The following is a 25,523-nucleotide window of genomic DNA, read 5'->3' as shown; positions in this document are numbered from 1 at the left end:
ACCGCACTGGTGTTCCTGGAACTCTTCCTCGCCGTGGTGTGGGTCCCCTTGCTGGTCGCGGGCTGGTTGCTGCGACGGTAGCACGCCTGTAGAGGGGTGCGAGACTCCCCTTCACGCTCAAGACCCTGGCACACGAACTGTCGGTAACTATGGCGGGGGGACCCCACGTGACTGCGGACTACCGGTGCTCGGAGTGTGGCGGTCGTGTCGGGACGACGAGCCGCCACTGCATGCACTGCGAGGTCGACTTCGGCCCGCGCGACGACGCGGAACGCCTGAAAGCCGCGCTGACCCGAGAACGGCCGTCGCACTCGCCGGGTGACGAGCGCCTCGGCACCGAACTCGGGACCAGCGCGGTCGGCGTCCTCGCCGGTCTGGTCCTCGGGCCCGCCACGTTCCTCGCGACCATCACGCTCGGCTGGGTCGCGCTTCCGGTCGGGTTCGTGGCGTGGGTCGTCGGGACCTTCCTCGTCGCCCGCGAGGACTCCCTGCGGGACGCGGTCGGCCTCGCCCTGCAGCTGCTGGCGCTCCCGGTCATGTTCTTCCCGGTGAGTCTCGCGCTCCCGACGCTCCCCGAGCAGCTGCTGTCGGGGTCGTTCGACAGGGCAATCGACAACGTCCTCGGGGCCGGCGTCGCGGCGCTGTTCTTCGGCGTGGTGTGGGTGCCACTGCTGGTGCTGGGGCGGTGGCTGCACCGCTGACGGTCGGGACGAGAAGGGTCATTTACATTCGACCAAAGCGAAGGCGAGACCAATGAACGAGGCCGAACTCGCGGACAATCCCTACGTTTCGGACCCACCGACAGACTTCGAGCCGGTTTCGGCGGTCGACGAAGAGACAGCGCGCGAGCAGGCCGCCCAGCTTCGTGCGGCGCTTCACTACCACGACCAGCGCTACTACGTCCAGGCAGACCCCCTGATTCCGGACCGCGTCTACGACGCGCTGTTCTCGCGCCTGCAAGAACTCGAGGACGAATTCGACCTCCAGACCGAGGACTCCCCGACTCGACGGGTCGGCGGCGAACCGGTCGACCGCTTCGAGACGGTCGAACACGTCGCGCCGATGCTCTCCATCGATTCGTCGGGAGAGGAACAGGACGTACGGGAGTTCGACAAACGGGTTCGCCGGGCCGTCGGCGACGTGACCTACGTCTGCGAGCCGAAGTTCGACGGGGTCTCCCTCGAGGTCATCTACGAGGACGGGACGCTCACCCGGGCCGCGACCCGCGGCGACGGCTACGAGGGCGACGACGTGACGAGGAATGCGAGAACCATCGGCGCGCTCCCCCAGCGCCTGCGCGGGGACTATCCCGACTATCTGGCGGTCCGGGGCGAGGTATACATGCCGAAGGAAGCGTTCCAGGCGTACAACAAGGAGCGCGTCGAACGCGGCGACGACCCCTTCGCGAACCCCCGAAACGCGACCGCGGGCACCATCCGCCAGCAGGACCCGAGCGTGGTCGCGGAACGCCCCCTCTCCATCTTCTTCTTCGACGTGCTGGACGCCTCCGACGGGTGGGAGACCCACTCCGAGGCGCTGGCGGCGTTCCCCGACATGGGCCTGCCCCTGAACGACCGGGTCGAGACCGACTGCGACGTCGAGGACGCCATCGCCTACCGCGACCGGCTGCTCGAGGAACGCGACGACCTCGACTACGAGATAGACGGCGTGGTCATCAAGGTCGACGACGTGGCCAAACAGGACGAACTGGGTGCGACCGCCCGGGCCTCCCGGTGGGCCTACGCCTACAAGTTCCCCGCCCGGACCGAGGTCACGACGCTGGCGAACATCGCGGTGCAGGTCGGCCGGACCGGGCGCATCACCCCGGTCGCCCTGCTCGAGCCGGTCGACGTGGGCGGCGTGACGGTCTCGCGGGCCAGCCTGCACAACCCGAGCGAGATCGAGGAGATGAACCTGAACGTCGGCGACGAGATTCGCCTCGAACGCGCCGGGGACGTGATTCCCTACGTCGCCGAGGTCGTCGAGAAACACAGCGAGGGCCACTTCGAGCTGCCCGAGACGTGCCCGGTCTGTGACAGCGTCATCGAGCGCGACGGGCCGATGGCGTTCTGCTCGGGCGGCCTCGGCTGCCCGGCGCAGTTGAAACGCTCCGTGGAGCACTACGGGAGCGACACCGGTCTCGACATCGAAGGACTCGGCGAGGAGACCGTCGAGCAGTTCGCCGAAGCCGGGCTGGTCACCGACGGCATCGCGGACCTCTACCGCCTGACCGAGTCGGAACTCGTCGAACTCGAAGGCTGGGGCGAGCGCAGCGCCGAGAAGCTACTGGCGGAGATAGAGCGGACGAAGGAACCCGAGTTACCGGACTTCCTCGCCGCACTGGGCATCCAGAAGGTCGGCCCGGAGACCGCCCGCGCCCTCGCCGGCGAGTTCGAGACGTTCGAGGCGCTGCGCGAGGCCGCCGAAGCCGGCGACGAGGAGCGTCTTCGGGGTATCGAGGACATCGGCCCCATCGTCGCCGAGACCATCGTCGACTTCTTCCAGAGCGAGGCGAACCAGCGCGTCCTCGACGACCTGCACGCGGCGGGTGTCGACCCACAGCCCTACGAAGTCGCGGGAGCCGACGAACTGGAGGGGCTGACGTTCGTGTTCACCGGGTCGCTCTCGGAATCCAGGAGCGAATTCCAGGACCTCGTGGAGCGCCACGGCGGCAGCGCCACCTCCTCGGTGTCGGGCAACACCGACTACCTCGTCATCGGCGACAATCCGGGGCAGTCCAAGCGCGACGACGCCGACGCGAACGACGTGCCGACCATCGACGAGGATGGGTTCAGGGAGGTGCTGGAAGACCACGGCGTGACAGAGTGGGTCGAAGCGTAGCGGGAACGACCTCGCTCCCGGTGCTACTGGCGACCCGAAGAAGAGTGGTCGTCTGGTAGGTATCGAGTCTACTCCTGTCCGGTCGGCATGACCATCAGCTCGGCCACGTTCACGTGTTCTGGCTGCGTCGTCGCGTACACGATGGAGCGGGCGATGTCGTCGGGCGCGAGCGTCGGCATCTCCATCTCCGCGAGCTGTTCCAGCACCTGTTCGTCGGTGATGTGGGTCGGCAGTTCCGTCTCGACCGCGCCCGGTTCGATGATGGTCGTCCGGATGTTCTCGGTCGTGACCTCCTGCCGGACCGCCTCCGTGAAGGCGTTGACGCCGAACTTCGTCGCGTTGTACCCGCTCACGTTGGCCCGGGCGCGGCGGCCCGCGACGGAGGAGACGTTCACGACGTGGCCCGTCCCCTGCTCCTGCATGGTCGGCAACACGGCGTGGGTGAGGTTCATCAGCCCGAGGAGGTTGACCTCGACCATCTGGCGGAGGTTCGAGCGCTCGGCGCGTTCGAGCGGTTCGAGGAGCATCACACCCGCGTTGTTGACCAGGATGTCGATACGCCCGAACTCGTCGGTGGTCGTCTCGACGAGTTCGTCGATGTCGTCCTCCTCGGTCACGTCGGTCTGGACGACGAGCGCGTCGCCGCCATCGGATTCGATACGGTCCGCGAGGGTCTCCAGTTCGTCGAGGCGGCGGGCCGCGAGAACGACCGTCGCGCCCGCCGCAGCAAGCGCCTCGGCGGTCGCCTCACCGATTCCGGAGGACGCACCGGTCACGATTGCCACGTCGTCGTCGAGTGAGCGCTGGGCCAGTCCTGTCGAAGTTGTCTCGTCTGACATCACGTATCGCTACCGGCGTCGGACGGGAGAGTCATCTGCTAGGCAGTAAGCGTGTTTAAGTGCTGCTTCGGTCCGAGCGTCTGGCTCAGCAACTGGTGTTCGGCCCGGCGAAGGAGGTCGGAGGCGGACGCCGCCGAGATACCGAGTTCGTCGGCGAGTTCCTGCGTCGACATTCCCCGCGGCGAGTCGTAGTACCCGCCAGCGAACGCGAGCGACACCGCTCTGTACTGTCTGTCGGTGAGGCCGAACCGGGCGCGTTCCTCGGGATTCTCGGGGTCCGTGGCGATGTTCAGCAGGTCGAGCGAGAGGTCGGCCATGGCACACCAGTCCTGGAACGTAGTGAACGAGTCGAAGTCCGAGAACACCTTCCGTTCGACCACGCCCTCACCGGTGATGGTCGCCTCCAGCATGACGCCCGCGAATTCGGCCGGGTCGTGCGCGTCGAACAGGGACGGGTCGGCGTCGACGAACACCTGGTAGAACCAGCCCTCCGCAGTCCGGCCGATCTCCGTCCAGTCGTCGATTTCGGGTTGCCGATGCAGTCCCGACTGGAACGCCTCGTGTGAGGTCTCCTCCACGCTGACCATGAACAGGTACGTGTCGTCTTCCATCGGGATGGCGTTCGAGAGCGATATCTCGCCGTTCGGCAGCGAGCCTGCGAGGCGGACCAGGGGGAGGTCCTGCGACCGGAGGAGTATCTCTGCGACGATTGCCATGGTGGGAACTCGGCGTCGGGCTACATAGTCCTCGTCGTCGAGAACCACGGACACCCCCGAAACACCCAACTGCCACCCCCCGGTACCCTCGACACGTGACAGCGTACGATACGGTCCTCTTCGACAACGACGGCGTCCTCGTCGACCCGCCGGCCGCGGAAACGCAGGCCGCGGCCATCCGGGACGCCTTCGCGGCGGTCGGCGTCGACTCCCCGGAACAGGCCCACGTCGAGTACCTCTGCGGCGGCGTGTTTCCCGATGGCCTCCGCGATATCGCCACAGAATACGACCTCGACCCGGCGGAGCTGTGGACGGCCCGCGAGGAGTACGACGAGCGCTCGCAGTTCGCGAAGTTCCGCGACGGCACCCGGGACACCTACGACGACGTGACGGCCATCACCGACCTCGACCAGCCCATGGGGGTCGTGAGCAGCAACCACCACAGCACCATCGAATTCATCCTCGACCACTTCGGCCTCCACGACGTCTTCGACACCTACTACGGCCGCGAGATGACCATCGACAGCCTGACCAGGAAGAAGCCGAACACGCACTACCTCGACCGGGCGATGGCCGACATTGGCGGCGACTCGGCGCTCTACGTGGGCGATAGCGATACCGACGTACTCGCGGCCCACCGCGCCGGCATGGATTCGGTGTTCGTCCGGCGCGAACACAGCCGGGACACGGAACTCACCGAGGCGGCGACCTACGAGGTGACGGACCTCCACGGGGTGGCCGACATCGTCGGTGGCTGACCCCACTACTTTCTTTCAGGGCCCGTGACAAGAGCTCTCAACCTCCAGTGGAAATAGAGGGGTTCGGCCGGACACTCAGAGGTCGGCATTCCGGAACCGAACGTACGCGAGTCCGAGCGGGACAGTGGCCCAGAGGCCGAGAACCACGGCTGCGACGGCCGGCTGCTGGTACCAGGGTGGGTTCGGTGGGACGGTGGTCCCGACGAAGCCGAAGCCGAACCCGAGCTTCGGGTCGAGCGCGACGACGAGATTCCGGAGCGATACGAGGGGGCCGAACTCGACGAACACCCGGGCCCAGGTGGGCGTCGTCGTCGGGAACGAGAACCCGTTCGCCAGGTAGAGGGCGACGACCGGGATGAACCGCCAGATGCGGAGGAAGAAGAGCAAGAAGACGCCGAAGGCGGCCGTGACCGTCAGTGCGCGACCGCTGAACGCGGCCGAGAAGGCCGTCGCGAGGCCGACGAAGATGACCGCCAGCACGGAGAGCGTCAGCAGCGACAGCACGGTGTAGGGGAGGTCGAACGGGGCGAGGAACAGCGCAGCGACGAGATGTGACAGCACGAACGGGGTCAGCGTGAGCGTGAGCACCACGGCGAGACGGCCGACGAACGTCCCGAGGAGGAAGTCGCCGCGGGAGAACGGCAGCCCGAGGAGCACCTTGAGCTCGCCGTCGGCGCGTTTCGTGACGATGTCGCCCTGGGCGAACGTCAGCCCGAGCAGGGGCGTGATGTAGACGAACCCCGCCAGCAGTATCGAGACGAGCTGTGCGCCGGTCGAGGCGGGTGTCAGGTTGCTCCCGTAGGCGTAGCCGATGGCGAGGCCGAGCAGCGCGAACAGCACCCCACCGACGTAGAGGCTCCGCGAGCGCCGGCTGTCGTGAAAGTCCTTCTCGGCGACCAGTCGCCACCTCATCGCTCTGCCTCCGGGGTGGCGGTCTCGCGGGTGCGCCGACCGCCGCCGTCCTGGGTGTAGGCGACGAACAGGTCCTCCAGCGAGGCCTGGCTCGTCTCGAGGTTCTCGACGGTCGCACCGGCGTTGTAGCAGGCCTGGACGACCATCCCCTTCGCCCGGTTCTCACAGCCCACGGTGAGGGTCCGGTCCGACGCCTCGACCGAAGAGACGCCGTCGAGCGCCCGGATGCTCCCCGGCAGGCTGTCGGGTACCGAATCGAGGTGGACCGTCACCTGCCCGGTCGCGCCGGCCGCATCTCGCAGTCCGTCGATGGTGTCGATGGCGACGAGGCGGCCCTCGCTCAGGATGCCGACCCGGTCGCACACCGCCTCGACCTGTTCGAGGATGTGGCTGGAGAAGAACACGGTCGCGCCGCGGTCTGCCTCTTCGAGGACGATCTGGCGCATCTCCCGTGCGCCGGCCGGGTCCAGCCCGGTCGACGGTTCGTCGAGGATGAGGAGGTCGGGTTCGCCGGCCAGCGCCATCGCGAGCATGAGGCGCTGGCGCATCCCCTTCGAGTAGCCCGTGGCGGGCCGGTCGGCGGCGTCGGGGATGCCGACGCGCTCCAGCAGGGCCATCGGCTCCTCGTACCCCTGTTTCGCCTCGATGGCGAACTCGACGTGCTCTCGTCCTGTCATCTCCCCGAGCGGGCCGTAGCCGTCGGGGAGGACGCCGGTCCGTTCGCGCACCGCGACAGTCTCCGCCTCGGCGTCCATCCCGAGGACTTCCACCTCGCCTGCGGTCGGGTAGGTGTAGTTCAACAGGATGTCGATGGTGGTCGACTTCCCGGCCCCGTTGGGGCCCAGGAAGCCGAACACCTCGCCGGATTCGACCGTGAGGTCGAGGTCGCAGAGGGCGGTGACTGCGCCGTAGCGCTTGGTGACGCCCCGGCAGTCGATGGCGGCCATGCGCCAGTCATCTCTCGCCGGTTGTATAGGTCTTCTTCCGGGTCGCGGTGCCGGCGTCGGGCACCGTCAGAGGTCGGCGCGCTCGAACCGGAGGTAGCCAAGCCCGAGCGAGACGACGACCCAGAACCCCAGGAATGCGAAGCCGAGACCGGGTTCGAGGAACCACGCCTCGGCCGGGAGCGACACCGCCGCGGATTCCGGCAGAACGGCCTCGCGGGCCGCGTTGTACGCGCCGCTGGGGGCGAGCCACGTCACGAGGTAGTACCACGCCGGGTAGTTCGCGGGGTTGACGGGGAGCGAGAAGCCGCTGACGAGGAAGAGAATGCCAGTCGGCACCACGTCCCACATAATCTCGAACACGAAGAAGATGCCAATCGCGAGCGTGGTCGCCCGCGAGCTGGAGCCGGTCGTGGCCGATACGCCGACGACGATGCTCACGTAGACGAACGCGAACAACACGGTCAGGAGGGCGAACAGGACGTACTCCCCGAGCGGGAAGTCGACGCCGTAGCCCAGCGCGACGAGGTACGAGAACACGAACCCGAGCAGGATGGGCAGTGCGAGCACCGCGGTTCTGCCGACCGTCTTCCCGAGCAGGACGTCGAGCCGGGAGTGTGGCAGCCCGAGCAGGAGCTTCAGACTTCCCGAGTCACGCTCGCCCGCGACCGACTTGTGACACGTCACGAGCGCCGTGATGGTGACGAACAGCGTGGTCGCACTGGCGAGGAAGAGGAACGGGCCGAAGTTGACGCCGGCGGCACCCGGCCCGGCAGGACCGCCGCCCGGGCCGCCCGCCTCGAACAGCCCCTCCGTGAGCGAGAACACCGCCACCGTCCCCGCCATGAGCAGGATGAACAGCGCCGAGATACCCCAGAGCACCTTCGACCGGACCGCGTCCTGGAAGTCCTTCTTCGCGACGACCAGCCAGCTCATGCTTCGGCCTCCGTGTACCGCACGAACAGCTCTTCGAGCGAGGTCTCCTCGGTCGAGAAGTCCTGCACGTCGACGTTCCACTCCTCCAGCGTCCCGAGCACCTCCATCTTCACGTTGGCCGAGAGCGAGACGATGAGTTCCCGGCCGGCCGCCGAGAGCGAGGCGACGCCCTCTATCTCTCGAACGGCGTCCTGGGCCGTCTCGTCGACCGGCTCGGCGGTCGTCACCGTCAGCGTCTCGGCGGTTCCGGTCATCCCCTCGCGGAGGTTGTCGATGCTGTCGACGGCGACCAGTTGTCCCGACCGGAGGATGGCGACGCGGTCACAGACGGCCTCGACCTGCTCCAGGATGTGGCTGGAGAAGAACACGGTCGCGCCGCGGGCCGACTCCTCCCGGATTATCTCGCGCATCTGGCGAGCGCCATTGGGGTCCAGCCCTGTGGTGGGTTCGTCGAGGACGAGCAGGTCCGGCTCACCGACGAGGGCCATCGCGAGGACGAGGCGCTGGGTCATCCCCTTCGAGTAGCCGCCGGCTTTGCGGTCGGCGGCCTCGGCGATGCCGACACGCTCCAGCAGGTCGAGCGGGTCGTCACTCGCGTTCTTCGAGTCGATTGCGAACTGGACGTGCTGGCGGCCCGTGAGCCGGTCGTAGACGTGGTAGCCGTCGGGGAGGACGCCGACGCGCTGGCGAACCGCTTCCGAATCCTGCTGTGGGTCGATGCCGAGGACCCGGCAGCCACCGGCTGTCGGGCGGATGAAGTCGAGGAGGATGTCGATGGTGGTCGACTTCCCGGCCCCGTTGGGCCCAAGGAAGCCGAACACCTCCCCCTCCTCGACGGTCATGGAGAGCGAGTCGAGCGCGAGGACCTCGTCGAAGCGCTTGGTGACGCTGTCGAGTTCGATGGCGGGCATTGCTAGCGTGAAATACGAAAACCGGCGTAATAAAATTCGACCGCAGGCCCGAACACTGAACTGGAAACGGGAACCGGCTCAGAGGTCGACGCTGTTGAACCGCCACGCACCGAGCGCGAGCGGGACGACCAGCCAGAACGCGAGCACCACGAGCCCGAACCAGGGCTGGAGGTAGAACGCGTCGCCCTGTGCGATCGGGCTGACGTTGGGCATCACCGCGGTGAGCGCGGTGTTGTACGCCGTCGACGGCGAGAGGCCGGCGATACCGCCGATCCATTGCGGGGGCTGCCCGTCCAGTGAGAAGCCGTTGACGACCCAGTACAGACCCAGCGGCACGACGTCCCAGAGGACCTCCAGGAGGAACCAGAGACCGACCGCGGCCGAGGTCGCCTGGCCGGCCGACGCGAACATCGACGAGAGCGCGACGACCAGCGAGACGTACACCAGCGCGTACACGACGGTCACGCCGAGGAACGTCGCGAACGGGACGAGCGCGAGTTCACCGAGCGTCGCGACGACCACGCCGAGCGAGACGACGAAGCCGATGACGACCGCGGCCAGCAGGACCGCGGCGCGGCCGACGACCTTCCCGAGGACGAAGTCGAACCGGGAGTTCGGCAGGCCGAGGGCGAGCTTCATCTGGCCGGACTCGCGCTCGCCGGCGATTGCCTTGTTCGCGATGACCACGGCGGTTATCGAGATGAACAGCGAGGCCGGGGCGACGAGGAAGAACACCAGTCCGAGCGTCGAGCCCTCGTAGGTCTCCGTACCCACGGTAATCGGGATGTCGAGCGTGGCGTAGGCGTACGCCATGACGCCCGCGAACAGCACGAACAGTGCCGTCAGGAACCAGAGCGCCCGTGAGCGGCGGGCGTCCGCGAAGTCCTTCCGGGCGACGACGGTGAAGCTCATGCGCGCACCTCCCCGTCGCCGTCGGTCCGAAGTTCGGCTTCGGTCGCCGGGGCGTCGGCGGTGAAGCTCATGAACAGGTCCTCCAGCGAGGTCTGGTCGGTGGCGAAGTCGGTGACGGCGAGGCCGGTCGACTCGATGGCGTCGAGGACGGCCGTCTTCGCGCCGGTGTCACAGGCGACGGTGAGCGTCGAGCCCGACGCGGTGACCGAAGTCACGCCCGGGAGGTGCTCGACGGTGTCGAGCGCCCGGTCGGAGAGTTCGCCCTCGACCGTGACGGTGAGCGTGGACCCGCCGCCCATGCTGGCGCGGAGGTTCTCGATGGTGTCGACCGCGACGAGTTCGCCCTTGTTGAGGATGGCGACGCGGTCACAGACGGCCTCGACCTGCTCCAGGATGTGGCTGGAGAAGAACACGGTCGCACCCCGGGCGGACTCGGCGCGGATGATCTCGCGCATCTCGCGAGCGCCATTGGGGTCCAGCCCGGTGGTGGGCTCGTCGAGGATGAGCAGGTCGGGCTCACCGACGAGGGCCATCGCGAGGACGAGCCGCTGCTTCATCCCCTTCGAGTAGCCGCCGGCCTTCCGGTCGGCGGCCTCGGCGATGCCGACCCGTTCCAGGAGCGCCATCGGGTCGTCCGACGCGCCCTTCGAGTCGATGGCGAACTGGACGTGCTGGCGGCCGGTGAGCCGGTCGTACACGTGGTAGGCGTCGGGCAGGACGCCCACGCGCTGGCGGACCGACATGCTGTCGACCTGGGCGTCCATCCCGAGGACGGTGACGGTCCCTTCTGTGGGACGGATGTAGTCGAGCAGCATGTCGATGGTCGTCGACTTCCCGGCCCCGTTCGGGCCGAGGAAACCGAATATCTCCCCCTCCTCGACCCGGAGGTCGAGGTCACTGAGCGCGACGACGTCCTCGCCGAATCGCTTCGTGACTCCAGAAAGTTCAATCGCAGGAACCATACGCATACTACAGCCGACAAGTATTTAGAGATACACTGATGTGTCGTAGCACGCGACTCAGTGCTCGAATAGAGGTTTCAGCCAGTTCCGAGAACAGCCAAATATCAGATAGCTTCGTCTTCGTCGTACTGCTCCGCGGTCCGCGTCGCCTCCTTCTCGTAGCGTTCGCGGGTCGCCTCGTCTTCCGTCGCTTCGAGATTCTCTGCCGGGACATCCTTGCCGGCTGTGACGGGGTTCCGGGTGAGTGAGTTCGCCGAGCGCTCCTGTTGGAGATAGCGCTCGCCGTCGGGCGTCGCGTACACGATTGTCACGAGGTTCCGGTCGTCGAAGGTCCGCTCGACCAGCCAGCACTGGACCGTGTCGGTCATAGCTGGCGAGTTGTGCCGGCGCGGGTTTGTATCTGCCGCACCCGACGGAAACCCTCAGAAGGAGACGTCCGCTTCGTCGGTCGGGCCCATCTTGACCTCCAGCTGGTTCCCGCCGCGGTCGTCGTAGAACTTCCGGCCGATGTACTCGTCGCTCAGGTTCCCGAGGATGGTCTCCAGCAGTTCCGTCGCCGAGTTGTAGGTGTCCGTGCCGAGTGGGCGGAGGATGGTCTCGATGGTCTCGGACCCGGTCGTGTCGGGCGCTTCGACCTCGGTCGAACCGATGTGGTCGAGGACCGAATCGAGGTCGACGGGGTACTGCAGTTCTGTTTCGAGGTACGCTTCGAGGTTCCCGAGTTGCATGACGAATCATTATAAATCTGCGACGGGGATAGCGAGTAGCCCTTATGGACCAAGCCGGGGACGGAGTCGAGCCACCAACGAAACCCCCATTTGGGCCCGCGCCCTAGCGCGACCAGCATGGACCCGGCGAGGCTCCGAGACCGTGCCGCCGACCTCCCGACCGAGCCGGGCGTCTACCAGTTCCTGGAGGGCGACACCACCCTGTACGTCGGGAAGGCAGTCGACCTCAGGGCGAGGGTCCGGTCGTACGCCGACCCGCGCTCGGCCCGCATCCGGCGGATGGTCGACCGCGCCGACGACCTCGACGTGGCCGTCACGGACACCGAGACGCAGGCGCTGCTCCTCGAAGCGAACCTCATCAAGCGACACCAGCCGCGGTACAACGTCCGGCTGAAGGACGACAAGTCCTACCCCCTCGTACAACTCACGAACCACGAGTTCCCCCGCATCGAGGTGACCCGCGACCCCGGCGAGGAGGCGACGGTCTACGGCCCCTACACCGACAAGGGCCGGGTCGAGACCGTGGTCAAGGCGCTCCGGGAGACGTTCGGGGTACGGGGCTGCTCGGACCACAAGTTCGCCAACCGGGACCGCCCCTGTCTCGACTTCGAGATGGGGCTGTGTACCGCCCCCTGCACCGCCGAGATATCGGAGCCGGACTACCTCGGCGACGTGGAGTCCGTGAAACGGTTCTTCGCCGGCGAGACGGGCGTGCTGGCTGACCCTCTCCGAACCGAGATGGAAGCCGCCGCCGCCGACCAGAACTTCGAGCGCGCCGCGAACCTCCGGGACCGCCTCAGCGTGGTCGACTCCTTCCACGGGGGCGGCGGCGAGGCCGTCAGCGGGCAGAGCGACGAGCGCAGCGTCGACGTGCTCGGGGTAGCCATCCAGGGGACGGACGCGACGGTCGCCCGGCTCCACGCCGAGGGTGGGCAACTGGTCGAGCGCGACCGCCACACGCTGGACGCGCCCGAGGTCGCGAGCGACGAGGAGACGGCCGACGAGCGCGACACCATCCCGGCCGTCCTCGCGGCGTTCCTCGTGCAGTTCTACGCCGAGCGCCGGCTCCCCGACGCGGTGCTCCTCCCCGAACACCACGGCGACGAGGAGGTCGCGGCGTGGCTCGACGCCGAAGGGGTCGCAGTCCGGGTTCCCGGCGCGGGCCGCGAGGCCAAGCTGGTCGAACTCGCGCTGAAGAACGCCCGCCGGAACGTCGGCCGCCGGGACGAATCGGCGGCACTCGCGGACGCCCTCGGGCTCGACCGTGTCTCCCGAATCGAGGGCTTCGACGTGAGCCACGCCCAGGGGAAGGCGGTCGTCGGCTCGAACGTCACCTTCGTCGACGGCTCGCCCCAGAAATCTGACTACCGCCGCAAGAAGCTCACCGAGGAGAACGACGACTACGCCAACATGCGCGCCCTGCTGCGGTGGCGCGCCACCAGAGCAGTCGAGGGGCGGGACGACCGGCCCGACCCGGATCTCCTGCTCATCGACGGCGGACAAGGCCAGCTCGACGCCGCACTGGACGCTCTTGAAGAAGTCGGCTGGGACGTGCCAGCCATCGCGCTCGCCAAGCAAGAGGAGCAGGTCGTCACGCCCGACCGCAGCTACGACTGGGCCGACGAAGCCCCGCACCTCCACCTGCTCCAGCGCGTGCGCGACGAGTCCCACCGGTTCGCGGTGCAGTACCACCAGACCCTGCGGGACTCGGTCGAGACGGTCCTGGATGGGGTCGACGGGGTCGGGCCGGAGACCCGAAAGCGACTCCTGCGTCGGTTCGGCAGCGTCGAGAACGTCCGCGAGGCGAGCCTCGACGAACTGCAGTCGGTAGAGGGCGTCGGCGCGAAGACCGCCGAGTCCATCCACCGGGCACTCGGCGGGGAGTGACCAGTCACGGTCGGTGACACCCGGCTCGCCACGGCCGGCTTGCACGCTCACCGGCATCTATTAGAACTCGCTCAGCGTAGTTCTGGTAAGGAGCAATGAAATTGTTAGATGCGTCTAAATTCGGTTCTGCGGGTTTTGAAAACAGGAGAAATCGGCCATGAACGAGTACCTCGACGTGACGCTCGCGTCCCTGCGCGACGGCTACGTGCAGGTGTCGGCGTTCGTCGCCATCACCGTCGTCCTGTTCGGGCTCATCCAGTACCGGACCGGCGGCGCGCTGCTCACGAAGATAGAAGAGAACGAGCGCCTCCAGCCGCTGTTCGGCGCGCTCATGGGCCTCACGCCCGGCTGTGGCGGTGCCATCGTCATGATGCCGCTGTACATCCGGGGGACGGTCTCGTTCGGGACCGTCGTCGCGACGCTCATCGCGACCGCGGGCGACGCCGCCTTCGTCATCCTCGTGCTGGCACCCGAGGCTGCGTTGTGGGCCTACGGAATCGCCTTCGCCGTGGCGGTCGTCTTCGGCTACCTCGTCGACACGGTCGGGTTCGGCGTGAGTCGGGTCGACGCCGCGGTCGCCCGGCTGAACCCGGCGACGACCGACGGTGGGACCGCGGTGGTCGGCCGCCGCAGCACCGTCACGCCCAACCCGGCGCACGACTACGGCTGTGACTGCCCGACCCACGCCCACGAACTCGGACCGGACCGGCACTCGCCCGTCCTGACGCCGCTGTCGCACGTTGCCCACATCGTCTGGTGGGTCGCCGCGCTGGCCGCGGTCGTCCTCGGCGTCACCTACCTGGTCCGCGGCGCACCCGACGTGTCGTTGACGCTTGGGCTCGGCTTCGACGGCCTGTTCACCGTGGTCGGTCTGCTCGGGACGACGCTGTCGTTCTACCTGTACTTCGTCGGCCGGCACTACATCGGCGAAGGCCACGTTGGCCGTGCCAAGGAATCGTTCGAGAACGCATACGACACGTTCCAGCACGCCGCGATGGAGACCAGCTTCGTCACGGTCTGGGTCATCGCCGCGTACCTGCTGTACGAGTACTTCCTGCTCGTGACGGGTGCCGACATCGCAGCGGCGGCACAGGCCGCCGGGGTCATCGCACCCATCGCGGGTGCCGCGGTCGGTTTGATTCCGGGCTGTGGGCCCCAGATCGTGCTCGCGGGCGTGTACGCCAACGGCGGCATCCCGTTCTCGGCGCTGACGGCGAACGCCATCAGCCAGGACGGCGACGCGCTGTTCCCGCTCATCGCCATCGACAAGAAGGCCGCCATCGTCGCCAGTATCTACACGACCGTCCCGGCCATCGTGGTCGGGGTGGCCCTGCACCTCGTCTGGGGGCCGGTGCTTGGGCTGCCGGAGTTCGGCTTCGGCGTGCTCTGAGGCGGCGAAAAAGAATTTTTGGGTCAGTCGTCCGCCGGCGAGCCGCGGCCCTTCGTGGCCGCAGGAGCCTCGTCCTTCGTCGTTATCTGCCAGCCGGTGACGGCCATGATGGCCAGGATGCTCGGCGCGAGGAAGCCGAGGAAGTAGTACGGGGCGTACTCGAACGGGTGGACGCCCAGCACGCTCCACATGTACGCGCCGCCCGCGTTCCACGGGATGAGCGCCGAGGTGACCGTCCCGGAGGCCTCGACCGCGCGCGAGAGGTTCCGGGATTCGAGGTCGAAGTCGTCGTACAGCCCGCGCAGGGTCATGCCGGGGACGACGATGCTCATGTACTGCTCGGCGGCGAGGACGTTCATCGAGATGGCCGCGACGCCGGTGCCCAGGGTGAGGCTGGTGACGCTGTTGACGAACCCTGCGATGTGGTGGGCGATGGTCGCGATGACGCCCGTGCGTTCGAGCAGGCCACCGAGGGCGAGCGCTGCGACGACGATGGTGATGGTCCACGTCGAGCCCATCAGGCCGCTGGAGCCCAGCAGGCCGTTGACGAGTTCGGAGCCGGTCGCCGGGTCGGTTCCGTTCTGGGCGATGTCCCAGGCGGCGGTGAAGCCGACGCCCTGGACCGCGATGGTCGTGCCCACGCCCGCGAACACACCCGACAGGAGGGACGGGAGCGCCGGGAAGCCGTAGAGAGCGAGCGCGAACGTCACCAGCAGCGGGACGAAGACGAGGGGCGAGATAGCGTAGCTCCCACCGATGGCCGACTGGATGGTCTCGATGCGGCCCGCCGGGATGTCACCCGTCGCGGAGAGCCCGAGTGCCGCGTAGAGGACGAGCGAGATGGCGAACGCGAGGCCCGTCCCGACTCGCATCGTCCGGACGTGCTCCATCAGGTCCGTGTTCGTGACAGCGGCCGCGAGGTTGGTGGTGTCGGAGAGGGGCGAGATCTTGTCGCCGGTGTAGGCACCCGTCAGGATGGCACCGGCGGTCATCGGCGCGGGGACGCCGAGGCCCGCCCCGATGCCCATGAACGCGACGCCGAGGGTGCCGGCGGTGGTCCACGAGGAGCCGATGGAGAACGCGACGATGGTCGCGAGCGCGGCCGTCGCCGGCAGGAACACGGTCGGCGTCAGTATCTCCAGCCCATAGTAGATGAGCCCGGGGATGGTCCCCGCCGAGGTCCAGGTGGCGATGAGCATGTAGATGGTGAACAGGATGAGGATGGCCTGCATGCCCATCCGGATGCCGTCGACGATACCCTCGAACAGCTCCTCCCAGGAGATGCCGAGCCAGTAGCGCCCGACGGCCGCCGTGAGAACCGCGCCCCAGATGATCGGGAGGTGGGGGTCGAGGCCGAGGACGATTGCGCCGATGCTCAGGAACACGACCATCCCGAGCAGCGGGACGAGCGCCTGACCGAGCGACGGGCGTCGATCCGCCGGGATGTCGTCGTACGTGATTGGTTCGAACGAGAGGTCTGTCATCGGCCGGGTGTATTCCCAGTATGCATTAAAGTCCGTTGTTGTATTACCACAAGATATCGAACAAAGACAGGTCTCCCAGAGTGAAACAGCAAGAGAGACCCACCCACGGGGCGATATACCGCACCACAGACCGTAGAACAACCCAACTTGAGATAAGGAAAATCCACTGGATTTATCGTTCGCCGGAGCGGCGGTTCGGACATGTACAAACACGACTCCGACACCGCCTCACTCGCAGAGTCCTACACCGAGATGAGCGAGATATTGATGCCCGACGACACGAACAACCTGGGCCGCGCGCTGGGCGGCGCTATCCTGCACTGGATGGACATCTGTGCCGCCATCGCTGCGCGTCGCTTCGCCCGCCGGCAGGTCGTCACGGCCGCGATGGACCACGTGGATTTCACGGGCGCGATAGACCTCGGTGACGTGGTCGTCGTCACCGCCTACGTCTTCGAGACCGGCGACTCGAGCATGGACGTCAAGGTCGAGGTACGCTCCGAACGCCCCGAACAGGGCGAGTACGAACAGACCGCCACCTCCTACTTCACGATGGTCGCACTCGGCGAAGACGGTGACCCGACCTCGGTCCCCGACCTCGCGTGCGAGACGGAGATGGAGCAGGCGCTCCACGAGGCAGCACTGGAACGGCGTGAGAAACGGCGGACCACACTCGTCGCCTGACAGGACCGACTCAGCGCGCCCAGCCGCTGAGCGCGTCTACTTGCATGTCGATGTACCGCTGTGGCCAGGTCCGGACGTGGTGCCGAAGCCGACCGACGAGTCCTGTGGGCACGGGCTCGGGTGGGTCTTCGAGAGGCTCCATCGAATCGGCATCTTCGCGCACGGATCGACCTGGCTCTCTCTCGGGAGGTCGCTCTCGAAAACTCATTACGTATACGCATACCAGTGCATACCCAATAAACATTAGGGATACAGCTACGGGGTGGTTTCGACCTTCACGAGACGACAACGACGTATGCGCGCCCGACATATCGGCCGAGTATTCGACACCGAACTACCGGAAATCTGGACAGAATCAGGTGAAAACACCCGGTTTTCGGGAGAAGGTAACGCTCTTATACTTGACTCCCAAACCGTGGCTTCAACCACCACATGAGCTCGTCCTCATCGTACAGTAACATCCAGAAGACGTTTCTAAAGTACCAGCACGTATTCGTGTTCCTGGCACCCGTGGTCTTCATCCTCGGCGTGTTCTTCTTCGCTCCCACGGAAGGGAGCGGCACGAGCTACTGGCTCGAATACTGGTGGCTCCTGCCGTTCTTCGTGCTTGGGGCGACCACCGTGAACACGGTCGGCATCAGCGGCTCGGCACTGTTCGTGCCCTTCTTCATCTTCATCTTCCCGCTCATCGACGGGTCCACGCTGACACCGCAGACGCTCGTCGCCGTCGGTCTCATCAGCGAGTCCTTCGGCCTGTCGAGCTCCGCGCTCGCGTTCGTCCAGTACGGGCTGGTCGACCGGAAACTCGCGCTCACCCTCGTCGGCGGGGCAGTCCCGTTCGTCGTCGGTGGCGCGGTGCTCTCCTTCTTCATCCCCGAGGCGGTGTTCCAGACGCTGCTGGGCATCGCCCTGCTGGCAGCCGCGTTCTTGCTGTTCAAGGCCGACCTGGCCCACGAAGAGCCCGGCGCGGCCGACGACGACGATGACCACGCCACCGCCGCCGACGGCGGGTCGGCGCTCCCGAACGACGACGACAAGCTCGGGCCGGCCGGCGTCGAGACCGACGACGACGGTATCGTCACCCGCGTCGACCGCGACGGCGAGGACTACACCTACGACCGCTCCGGGTACACCGAGCGCTTCGCGAACTACAGCATCGGTGGCGTCTTCCAGGGCCTCGCCGGCTTCGGTATCGGTGAGCTCGGCATCATCTCGATGCTGCGCTCGTCCATCCCGGTCCGCGTCGCCATCGGCACCAACCACATCGTCGTCGCCTCGACGGCCATCCTGGCCTCGCTCGTCCACGTCTTCGGCGGCTCGTTCGTCCCCGGCGCACACTCCATCGACATCGCGAGCACGCCGTGGAACATGGTCGTCTGGACGGTTCCGGCGACGGTGACCGGCGGCCAGATCGCGCCCTACGTCGCGTCCGCCCTCGACACCGAGACCATCAAACACGGCGTCGGCATCCTGTTCGGCATCATCGCGCTCGCACTGTTCATCATCGCCCGCAGTGGGATGCTGGACATTCTCAGCGGCCTGCTCTAATCCCGGGCTTTTTCAGGGATTCACCGACGATTCCTAAGTATGTACGAGCACATCCTCTTGCCGACCGACGGGAGTGACGGGACCAGCGCGGCCGCGAAACACGCCGCCGAACTCGCCTCGAACTACGACGCCACCGTCCACGTCCTCTCCGTGGTCGACACCCGCAACCGGTTCGAGAGCCCCAGCGCCGGCATCTCGGCAGCCGTCTGGGAGGAGACCGAACGCGAGCGCGCCGAGGCCGCCGTCAAGTCCACGATAGCGGCCCTCCCCGACGACGTGCGGACCGAGACGGTCATCAGGGAAGGCGTGCCCAAGACCGCCATCCTCGAGTACGTCGACGAGAACCCCATCGACCTCGTCGTGATGGCGACCCACGGCCGGACCGGGCTGGACCACTACCTCATCGGGAGCGTCGCCGAGAAGGTCGTCCGCCAGTGCCCCGCGCCCGTGATGACGGTGCGCGAGGACCAGGAGTAAGGGCTGGCTGGCAGCTGTTTTCTGTATCTCCGAGTGGCGCGTGCAGTCGGCAGTCTGAGCGTCAGCGAAGACTGCAGACGAAAGCGCGCGAGGGATGAGAAGCGCAGGCCTCTGGCCGAGCATCGGAATCGGCTGGGGAGGGCGTGGTGCTGTGCGGGGCGGGTGCGGTCTCCACTGCCACCAGCGCGAGTGAACTGCTCGTCGGAACTTGCCACCGAAGCACCTCCCACTGAATCATCTCTCACCAAATCACCCTCCCACCGAAACACACAGAAAACCGAATAGAATCAGGCCCAATCACTTTCTACCCACGTCCACAACGCCCAGACATGTACACCTGGCAGTACTACGACCTCGTATTGCTGGCTGTCGCGTCCAGCATGCTCGCCGGCGTCGGCATCGGGACGCTCACCACGGTCTCGATGTCCCTGGCCATCGTCAGCACCGGCCTCGTCGCCGCGGCCATCATCGGCCACGGCCTGTTCGTCAGGGGCCCCATCGACGACCCGCAGGACCTCACGGACGAGGTCGACGTGCTGAACTGACCCCAGATTCCCCCGCATCCCCACGATACCACCCCGCGACCCCACGATACCACCCCGCATCCCCACGATACCACCCCGCGTCGCCACGATACCATTATCGTCGCGACAGGTGTCAGAGGTGTATGGGATTCAAACGTAGCAGCCTGTTCCGGACCCAGGGCGACGACCTCATCGTGGCGAACGCGGTTATCTGGGCGGCCCTGCTTTTCGCCGCCGTGTCGACGCTCGAGGGCACAGCCTACTCGTCGCGGCTGCTCCCGTTGCTCGTCGTGGCCGCGCTCAGCAGCGTCGGCTTCGTGGTCGTCGGTGTCCGCCGTCTCCAGAAGAAGCTCGACCCCTGAGGGGTCGTCAGTCTGTTCTCCGCTCGCGCCTGTCCTCAGAGGCTCGTCTGCGGGCGGCCCTCGGGCTGCCGGCTGTCGGTCCCGGGTGCGGCCTTGCGGGCAATCCGACCGAGATAGTTGAAGATGCCCGCGATGAGGATGAACTGGACCGCGAAGCCGACCAGGATGATGTACAGCGGAATCGACAGGAGGCTCCCGAACAGCAACACGAAGAACGAGACGACGATGCCGACGAAGTAGGTGCTGTTGAACGCCAGGCGCTTGACCGACTGCAGGTCGAACGCGGCACCGAACTCACCGCGGGCGGCGAGGCCGACCAGCGCCGCCGGCACCATGTAGTACGCGAGGAACGTGACGAGGAACCCGACGCCGAGGAGGGCGAACAGGACCATCGAGCCGGCACCCGCGCCGGCACTCCCGCCGGCCTCGCCCCCGAGGCCGATGGCGAAGCCACCGAATATCGGGACGACGATGGCGAACAGGAAGATGGGGATGCCGACGTAGATGAGCATCACGCCGAAGACGAGCGCGCCCTCTTTGAGCAACCCTTCCCAGTCGCTGAACGTGGGCGCTGTCCGGTCACCGTTCAGCCCGGCTCGCATCGCTCGCAGCGCGTAGCCGTAGATGAACAGCTGCGGGATGATGGGGATGAACAGCGCCACGAGGTTCAACAGCCCACCGATGGCGACCGTCTTCGTCGACTCTTCTCCTTGCAGGGGGAACTTCAGTGATTCACCAAGCACGTTTCGCACTCGACGTATCGACAAAAAACATTTTGGGTCCTGCGGTCAGAAGTCGGGGTCTGGCTCGGGTTCGATGCCGTCGTCTTGCGCTTCGAGTTCGTCGAACTCCTGTCGGAGGTCACGAATGCGGTCGCGGATGTCCGCCGCGAGCTCGAATTCCAGGTTGTTGGCGGCCTCCTGCATGCGCTCTTCGAGGCGCTGAATCTGGGCGGCGGCGGCCTCGGCGTCCTCTGGCTCGCCCGAACTGCTGATGCCGCCGGTGTCTGTCTTCGAGCCGGGCAGGTTCGTCTCGCCGACCTCCTTCTCGATGGTCGTCGGCGTGAAGCCGTGCTCCTCGTTGTACTCCTGCTGGATGCGCCGGCGGCGCTGGGTCTCGGAGATGGCCGACTCCATCGCGTCCGAGGGGTCGTCGGCGTAGAGGACGACCTCGCCGTTGACGTTGCGGGCCGCCCGCCCCATCGTCTGGACGAGCATCGTCTCCGAGCGCAGGAAGCCCTCCTGGTCGGCGTCGAGGATGGCCACCAGGCTCACCTCGGGGATGTCCAGCCCCTCACGCAGCAGGTTGATGCCGACGAGCACGTCGATTTCCCCCAGACGAAGGGACCGAACGAGTTCGTGGCGCTCCAGCGTGTCCGTCTCGTCGTGCATGTACGCGACATTGACGCCCGACTCCTCCAGGTACTCTGTGAGGTCCTCGGCCATGCGTTTGGTGAGCGTCGTCACCAGCACGCGCTCGTCGCGTTCCACGCGCTCGTCGATGCGGTCCATCAGGTCGTCGACCTGCCCGGTCGCGGGCGCGACCTCGACCTTCGGGTCGACGAGGTGGGTGGGCCGGACGATCTGCTCGGCGATGCGTTCCGAGTTCTCCTGCTCGTAGTCGCCGGGCGTCGCGGAGACGTAGAGACGTTTGTCCGTCTTCTCGAAGAACTCCTCGTAGGTCAGCGGGCGGTTGTCGTACGCCGTCGGAAGCCGGAAGCCGTTCTCCACGAGCGAGTCCTTCCGGGACTTGTCGCCGGCGAACTGGCCCTTTATCTGGGGCAGAGTCTGGTGTGACTCGTCGACGACGCAGAGGAAGTCGTCGGGGAAGTAGTCGAGCAGGGTGTAGGGCGCTTCTCCTGCCTCGCGGTCCGACAGATAGAGCGAGTAGTTCTCGATACCGGAACAGTAGCCCGTCTCCTGCATCATCTCCAGGTCGAAGGTGGTACGCTCCTCGATGCGCTGGGCGGCGATGGCGTCACCCTGGCGCTCGAAGTAGCGGACCCGGTCGGCCATGTCGTCGCGGATCTGGTCCATCGCGTTCTGGAGGCGCTCCTCCGGGATGGAGTAGTGCTCAGCCGGGTGGACCAGCACGGCGGGTTCCTCGCTCTTGACCTCGCCCTGCATCGTGTCTATCTTCATCATCCGGTCTATCTCGTCGCCCCAGAGTTCCACGCGGACCGCGTACCGACCGTACATCGGGAATATCTCGACGGTGTCGCCGCGCACCCGGAACGTCCCCTGCGTGAAGTCCACGTCGTTGCGCTCGTAGTTCAGGTCGACGAGCCGCCCGAGGAGCTCGTCGCGACCGATCTCGTCGCCGACCTCGAGGCGCATCGCCATCTCGACGTAGTTCCGCGGGTCACCGAGCCCGTAGATGGCCGAGACGGAGGCGACCACGATGACGTCGTCCCGCGTCAGGAGCGACCGGGTCGCGGAGTGGCGAAGTCGGTCGATCTCGTCGTTGATGGAGGCGTCCTTGTCGATGTAGGTGTCAGTCTGCTCGACGTAGGCCTCGGGTTGGTAGTAATCATAATATGACACGAAGTACTCGACCGCGTTGTCCGGGAACAGGTTCCTGAACTCCTCGTAGAGCTGGGCAGCCAGCGTCTTGTTGTGCGCGATGACCAGCGTCGGTTCCTGGACCTCCTCGACGACCCACGAGACGGTGTTCGTCTTACCCGACCCGGTGACCCCGAGCAGCGTCTGTTCCTGCATTCCGGACTGGTAGCCGTCGACCAGTTCCGCGATGGCCTCGGGCTGGTCGCCCGCCGGCTCGAAGGGGGCGTCCACCCGGAACGGTTTCTGGGCGTCCGGTCGGTCCGGTGAGAGGGGGCCGGAGTTGGCGTCGCTCATTCGTGACTTCGCTATGGGGGCGAGGAGTATCAGTGGTGCGCTCGGCGGACGGGGTCGAACCGGCGGGCTGGTGAGGACCCTACACCAGGTCGACCGGGTCACCGGCGTCCCGGTGTCGGTCGTAGAAGTCGCTCGCCCAGGCGTGGGCGGCGGAGGATTCGGCCGTGATGACGCCGGTCAGGTAGCCGTGGTCGTTGCACGTGGCGAGGACGAAGCCCGAGGGCTCGCCGTCGTAGACACAGAGTGCGACCGCTACCGTGGCCGTGGTCTCGACGAGGGTCGAACCCTCCGCGTCGGCGAGTGCCCGGCAGAACTCGGGATGGGTCGTTTCGACGTACTCACAGACGGGCGGTTCGACGACGAGTTCGAGGTCGAACCCACCCGCGTCGAGTCGACGGGAGAACGCGGAGAGGATGGGCGAGCACGCCGCCGGGAGGAGACACGAGACATGGCCGGCATCACGGACGGCGGCCGTGAACTGCTCCGCGAGCGCGTAGGGGTCGTGCTCGGTCGTGGTCACCGTCGTGTCCATCAGGACAGGCGTGGGTGGGACACAGTCCTCGGGGAGTTCGTCGAGCAGCTCGTCGTCCCGGTAGACACGCCGCGAGAGGTCAGCGAAGTCACGGTACAGCCGCAGGTGTGCCCGGCCGACCCGGGTGATGGCGTAGCCATCGGCAGTCCGTTCGCAGATGCCGAGGTCTTCCAGCTCGGTGGTCCAGTTGTACACGGTCGACTTCGAGACGTCGAGTTCACTGGCGAGTTCGGCCTTCCCGGCTGGACCGTCTCGAAGCGACGTGAGCAAGTCCACCGTCTTGGAGAGCGAGACGACGATGTCTTCGAACGGTGGGTGTGGTGAACCCGTCTGGTCATCCGGCGTCCGGTTGTTGGACTGAGTCATGAGTGGTACCGTGTGGTAGTCGAGTACCTCTGTTTCGAGGGCCGACCAAGGGTAGAATAATCAATGCACCCCCTACCGGCAAAATATAACCAATGGTGATTAAACTTTTGGCCATAATGGATGGTGATAGGTAAAAATAATGAGTTCGTTCAGCTAGGTTGCTTGGGACACAAGACCGTTGTGCACCCACCAGAGAACCTAAAAAGTAGCTAACGGTTATTGCCATTTGCAGTAAACAGAGAAGGACTTTAGGCCAGATTTTACCGTCGTACTTCCCAGGTTGCTCGGTTCAATCATGCACCCCTGTACCGAACCGACGAGTGCAATGTCAGGAGATACTGACCCACACAGGTCGCCTGGCGAACAGCACTCGAACGACCAGTCCGACGGCGTTTCGCGTCGGAGCGTCCTCGAAGGCGCGGGGAAAGTCGGCGCGGTCAGCGCGATACCGTTCAACCAGCTGACCGACAGCCCGACCCTGGGTCGGTCACCCGGGAAGGGCAGTCGCGTCATCGTCCTCCAGGGAACGCCACAGAATCCAGTGACGCCACAGCAGCAAGCGCAAGCGCGGACGGTCACCCGGCAGGACCGCGTCGACAAGGGTAACGACCCCCTCGATGGATATCCGGCCTCGGCACACGGCTCGGACGACCCGCTCGTCGGGTTCGTCACGGCGGTCGCCCCTGACGGCACCGTCCAGGGCTACCAGGGTATCGCGTCCACCGCCGAGACCTCGTCCACGGATGGAGCGCCGGGAGTCCAGAGCGCCCAGGCTATCCACGGCCGGGCCATGGCGTACGGCCGTGAGTACGCGAAGGTGAACGACTCGACTCTCGAAATCCACACGCCGAACGGCGAGGTCGTCACCCACCGCCCCGACGACGTCGGCAAGGACGCTGGCGCTGGGAAGAGCGCCAAACCGATGTCTCTCGTGGCCGATGGCACCACCACCGCCACCATCGACCAGACCACCGTCCAGAACATCCAGGACATCCGGGCGAAGACGGCGGAGACCGTCAGCACCGAGGGGATGGAGTCGGACCCGATCTACGACGACATCCGCGAGAAAGAACACGACGACTGGGGACGGTGGGAGACCTGGACACGGTGGTACGTCTCGCAGAACCGGTACGAGGAAGACGACCCCTATTCTGACGAGTGGGGGTACGCACTGCTCGAACGGTTCACCATGAACCCCGGCGCGCAACTTCACGACAACTGGTGGGCCAACGAGACGGGTATCGTGCATCACGACTGGGGCCTCGATCAGCACAGCTACAGTGACTTCCCCGAAGCGCATACGTGTCAAGTCCTGGACTGGGAACCGCACGGCACCCAGGAAGGCAGCCACGGGGGCAGTGTGAGCATCTCGGGGAACATCTCGTCTGACTCCTTTGGGGGAAGTGTCGGTCTGAGTTACTCGTACTCCCAGCCCAACCTCAAGGTCATCGACGACACACGGACCAGCGACGACCAGGAGGAAGCACGGTTGCTGATGGAAGTCGACGGCGGACAGAATTCGGACGTCCGTGAGAACACCATCTCGTTCAAGCCCTCGAGCCTCGCCAAGCAGAACGCTCCGTACTGCAACCAGGACACGACCATCTTCCGCGCCTGGTACCAGGGCGTGTTCCAGAACGGGTTCGGCGTCGAGGAGTCCATCAGCGAGAACTGGTACCACTGGTACTACAACAGCTGTTAGCTCGCCCGTCCCGCGGTCGCGCCGAATGTCGGAAATAAAATATTATTTACAATCTTTTTCCTTCAGTCCCGGTCGACGATGCACAGAGCCACAGCCCTCCTCGTGGTTCTCGGCGCCGTCAGCGTCGGGCTGGCGGGCTGCTCGGGCACCTCGGACGCACCGGAGACGACGATACCCGCCACCGACGCCCCGACGGCGACCACGGCAGGAGACGGGGGTTCGTAGCCCGTTCCGAATCGGTTGCCCTCCGTTC

The 25,523-nt window shown here is 66.2% G+C and carries 27 protein-coding genes; 12 read left to right on the top strand and 15 right to left on the bottom strand.

Annotated elements, in window-relative coordinates; translation table 11 throughout:
• Window positions 1-149: 149 nt before the first annotated feature.
• Window positions 150-701, top strand: a complete 552-nt coding sequence (locus N6C22_RS02610; RefSeq protein WP_261649188.1) for a hypothetical protein — start codon at window positions 150-152, stop codon at window positions 699-701.
• A gap of 52 nt (window positions 702-753) precedes the next feature.
• The gene (gene ligA, locus N6C22_RS02605; RefSeq protein WP_261649187.1) at window positions 754-2,841 is read left to right on the top strand and encodes an NAD-dependent DNA ligase LigA; all 2,088 of its coding nucleotides are present in this window, start codon (window positions 754-756) and stop codon (window positions 2,839-2,841) included.
• A 68-nt stretch (window positions 2,842-2,909) separates the two neighbouring features.
• On the opposite strand, the gene N6C22_RS02600 is transcribed toward ligA, so the two are convergent.
• Window positions 2,910-3,680 carry an SDR family oxidoreductase gene (locus tag N6C22_RS02600; protein WP_261649185.1) on the bottom strand — a complete coding sequence of 257 codons (771 nt, stop codon included), beginning with the start codon at window positions 3,678-3,680 and terminating at the stop codon, window positions 2,910-2,912.
• Between the two features lie 38 nt (window positions 3,681-3,718).
• Window positions 3,719-4,396, bottom strand: a complete 678-nt coding sequence (locus tag N6C22_RS02595) for a helix-turn-helix domain-containing protein (protein WP_261649183.1) — start codon at window positions 4,394-4,396, stop codon at window positions 3,719-3,721.
• 95 nt (window positions 4,397-4,491) lie between these two features.
• Here N6C22_RS02595 and N6C22_RS02590 point away from each other — a divergent pair, with 95 nt between their 5' ends.
• Window positions 4,492-5,154 carry an HAD-IA family hydrolase gene (locus N6C22_RS02590; RefSeq protein ID WP_261649182.1) on the top strand — a complete coding sequence of 221 codons (663 nt, stop codon included), beginning with the start codon at window positions 4,492-4,494 and terminating at the stop codon, window positions 5,152-5,154.
• A 75-nt stretch (window positions 5,155-5,229) separates the two neighbouring features.
• On the opposite strand, the gene N6C22_RS02585 is transcribed toward N6C22_RS02590, so the two are convergent.
• The 8 genes from N6C22_RS02585 to N6C22_RS02550 all read right to left on the bottom strand — a co-directional run bounded on the left by N6C22_RS02585 (window position 5,230) and on the right by N6C22_RS02550 (window position 11,459).
• Complete coding sequence (locus N6C22_RS02585) at window positions 5,230-6,066, bottom strand: ABC transporter permease (RefSeq protein ID WP_261649179.1); 837 nt, start codon at window positions 6,064-6,066, stop codon at window positions 5,230-5,232.
• Window positions 6,063-7,013, bottom strand: coding sequence for an ABC transporter ATP-binding protein (locus tag N6C22_RS02580; RefSeq protein WP_261649178.1), 951 nt, complete (start codon window positions 7,011-7,013; stop codon window positions 6,063-6,065). The genes N6C22_RS02585 and N6C22_RS02580 overlap by 4 nt, the downstream gene beginning before the upstream one ends.
• Before the next feature lie 66 nt (window positions 7,014-7,079).
• The gene (locus N6C22_RS02575) at window positions 7,080-7,946 is read right to left on the bottom strand and encodes an ABC transporter permease (protein ID WP_261649177.1); all 867 of its coding nucleotides are present in this window, start codon (window positions 7,944-7,946) and stop codon (window positions 7,080-7,082) included.
• Window positions 7,943-8,857 carry an ABC transporter ATP-binding protein gene (locus N6C22_RS02570; RefSeq protein WP_261649176.1) on the bottom strand — a complete coding sequence of 305 codons (915 nt, stop codon included), beginning with the start codon at window positions 8,855-8,857 and terminating at the stop codon, window positions 7,943-7,945. The genes N6C22_RS02575 and N6C22_RS02570 overlap by 4 nt, the downstream gene beginning before the upstream one ends.
• Window positions 8,858-8,935: 78 nt before the next feature.
• The gene (locus N6C22_RS02565) at window positions 8,936-9,769 is read right to left on the bottom strand and encodes an ABC transporter permease (protein WP_261649175.1); all 834 of its coding nucleotides are present in this window, start codon (window positions 9,767-9,769) and stop codon (window positions 8,936-8,938) included.
• Entirely contained in the window at window positions 9,766-10,731 is a 966-nt protein-coding gene (locus N6C22_RS02560; protein WP_261649174.1) for an ABC transporter ATP-binding protein, read from the bottom strand. The genes N6C22_RS02565 and N6C22_RS02560 overlap by 4 nt, the downstream gene beginning before the upstream one ends.
• A 104-nt stretch (window positions 10,732-10,835) precedes the next feature.
• A complete protein-coding gene (locus tag N6C22_RS02555) occupies window positions 10,836-11,099 on the bottom strand; it encodes a hypothetical protein (RefSeq protein WP_261649173.1) in 264 nt (87 codons plus the stop codon).
• Window positions 11,100-11,153: 54 nt separating this feature from the next.
• On the bottom strand, window positions 11,154-11,459 hold the full coding sequence (locus N6C22_RS02550; RefSeq protein WP_261649172.1) for a hypothetical protein: 306 nt from the start codon (window positions 11,457-11,459) through the stop codon (window positions 11,154-11,156).
• A 117-nt stretch (window positions 11,460-11,576) separates the two neighbouring features.
• Here N6C22_RS02550 and N6C22_RS02545 point away from each other — a divergent pair, with 117 nt between their 5' ends.
• Window positions 11,577-13,346: an excinuclease ABC subunit C gene (locus tag N6C22_RS02545; protein WP_261649171.1), complete on the top strand. Its 1,770-nt coding sequence runs from the start codon at window positions 11,577-11,579 to the stop codon at window positions 13,344-13,346.
• Between the two features lie 157 nt (window positions 13,347-13,503).
• The gene (locus N6C22_RS02540; RefSeq protein WP_261649169.1) at window positions 13,504-14,736 is read left to right on the top strand and encodes a putative manganese transporter; all 1,233 of its coding nucleotides are present in this window, start codon (window positions 13,504-13,506) and stop codon (window positions 14,734-14,736) included.
• Window positions 14,737-14,759: 23 nt separating this feature from the next.
• Here N6C22_RS02540 and nhaC read toward each other — a convergent pair whose 3' ends face one another.
• Window positions 14,760-16,220 carry a Na+/H+ antiporter NhaC gene (nhaC, locus tag N6C22_RS02535; RefSeq protein WP_261649168.1) on the bottom strand — a complete coding sequence of 487 codons (1,461 nt, stop codon included), beginning with the start codon at window positions 16,218-16,220 and terminating at the stop codon, window positions 14,760-14,762.
• Window positions 16,221-16,421: 201 nt separating this feature from the next.
• Between nhaC and N6C22_RS02530 the strand changes: the two genes are divergently transcribed.
• Window positions 16,422-16,904 carry an acyl-CoA thioesterase gene (locus tag N6C22_RS02530; protein WP_261649166.1) on the top strand — a complete coding sequence of 161 codons (483 nt, stop codon included), beginning with the start codon at window positions 16,422-16,424 and terminating at the stop codon, window positions 16,902-16,904.
• Between the two features lie 10 nt (window positions 16,905-16,914).
• Here N6C22_RS02530 and N6C22_RS02525 read toward each other — a convergent pair whose 3' ends face one another.
• The gene (locus N6C22_RS02525; RefSeq protein ID WP_261649165.1) at window positions 16,915-17,046 is read right to left on the bottom strand and encodes a hypothetical protein; all 132 of its coding nucleotides are present in this window, start codon (window positions 17,044-17,046) and stop codon (window positions 16,915-16,917) included.
• Between the two features lie 290 nt (window positions 17,047-17,336).
• Between N6C22_RS02525 and N6C22_RS02520 the strand changes: the two genes are divergently transcribed.
• From N6C22_RS02520 to N6C22_RS02505, 4 genes are all read left to right on the top strand, one after another.
• Window positions 17,337-18,452 carry a sulfite exporter TauE/SafE family protein gene (locus N6C22_RS02520; protein ID WP_261649164.1) on the top strand — a complete coding sequence of 372 codons (1,116 nt, stop codon included), beginning with the start codon at window positions 17,337-17,339 and terminating at the stop codon, window positions 18,450-18,452.
• Window positions 18,453-18,491: 39 nt separating this feature from the next.
• The gene (locus N6C22_RS02515) at window positions 18,492-18,929 is read left to right on the top strand and encodes a universal stress protein (protein ID WP_261649163.1); all 438 of its coding nucleotides are present in this window, start codon (window positions 18,492-18,494) and stop codon (window positions 18,927-18,929) included.
• Between the two features lie 329 nt (window positions 18,930-19,258).
• Window positions 19,259-19,474 (top strand): hypothetical protein, encoded by a 216-nt coding sequence (locus tag N6C22_RS02510; protein ID WP_261649162.1) that lies wholly within the window; start codon window positions 19,259-19,261, stop codon window positions 19,472-19,474.
• Between the two features lie 122 nt (window positions 19,475-19,596).
• Window positions 19,597-19,815, top strand: coding sequence for a hypothetical protein (locus tag N6C22_RS02505; protein WP_261649161.1), 219 nt, complete (start codon window positions 19,597-19,599; stop codon window positions 19,813-19,815).
• 35 nt (window positions 19,816-19,850) lie between these two features.
• Here the strand turns inward: N6C22_RS02505 and N6C22_RS02500 are convergent, their stop codons facing one another.
• The 3 genes from N6C22_RS02500 to N6C22_RS02490 form a co-directional block, all read right to left on the bottom strand.
• Window positions 19,851-20,558: a DUF4013 domain-containing protein gene (locus N6C22_RS02500; RefSeq protein ID WP_261649160.1), complete on the bottom strand. Its 708-nt coding sequence runs from the start codon at window positions 20,556-20,558 to the stop codon at window positions 19,851-19,853.
• Window positions 20,559-20,603: 45 nt separating this feature from the next.
• Window positions 20,604-22,670 (bottom strand): excinuclease ABC subunit UvrB, encoded by a 2,067-nt coding sequence (uvrB, locus tag N6C22_RS02495; RefSeq protein ID WP_261649159.1) that lies wholly within the window; start codon window positions 22,668-22,670, stop codon window positions 20,604-20,606.
• Between the two features lie 79 nt (window positions 22,671-22,749).
• Window positions 22,750-23,568: a winged helix-turn-helix domain-containing protein gene (locus N6C22_RS02490; RefSeq protein WP_261649157.1), complete on the bottom strand. Its 819-nt coding sequence runs from the start codon at window positions 23,566-23,568 to the stop codon at window positions 22,750-22,752.
• A gap of 325 nt (window positions 23,569-23,893) precedes the next feature.
• On the opposite strand from N6C22_RS02490, the gene N6C22_RS02485 reads away from it, so the two are divergent.
• Together N6C22_RS02485 and N6C22_RS02480 are read left to right on the top strand one after the other, a co-directional pair.
• Window positions 23,894-25,270: a hypothetical protein gene (locus N6C22_RS02485; RefSeq protein WP_261649155.1), complete on the top strand. Its 1,377-nt coding sequence runs from the start codon at window positions 23,894-23,896 to the stop codon at window positions 25,268-25,270.
• 78 nt (window positions 25,271-25,348) lie between these two features.
• The gene (locus tag N6C22_RS02480; protein WP_261649154.1) at window positions 25,349-25,495 is read left to right on the top strand and encodes a hypothetical protein; all 147 of its coding nucleotides are present in this window, start codon (window positions 25,349-25,351) and stop codon (window positions 25,493-25,495) included.
• Window positions 25,496-25,523: the final 28 nt, after the last annotated feature.

Origin of the sequence: Haloarchaeobius sp. HME9146, assembly GCF_025399835.1 — an archaeon.
In the GTDB taxonomy this organism is placed as follows: Archaea; Halobacteriota; Halobacteria; order Halobacteriales; family Natrialbaceae; genus Haloarchaeobius.
This window is presented reverse-complemented; position numbering and strand designations above follow the sequence as displayed.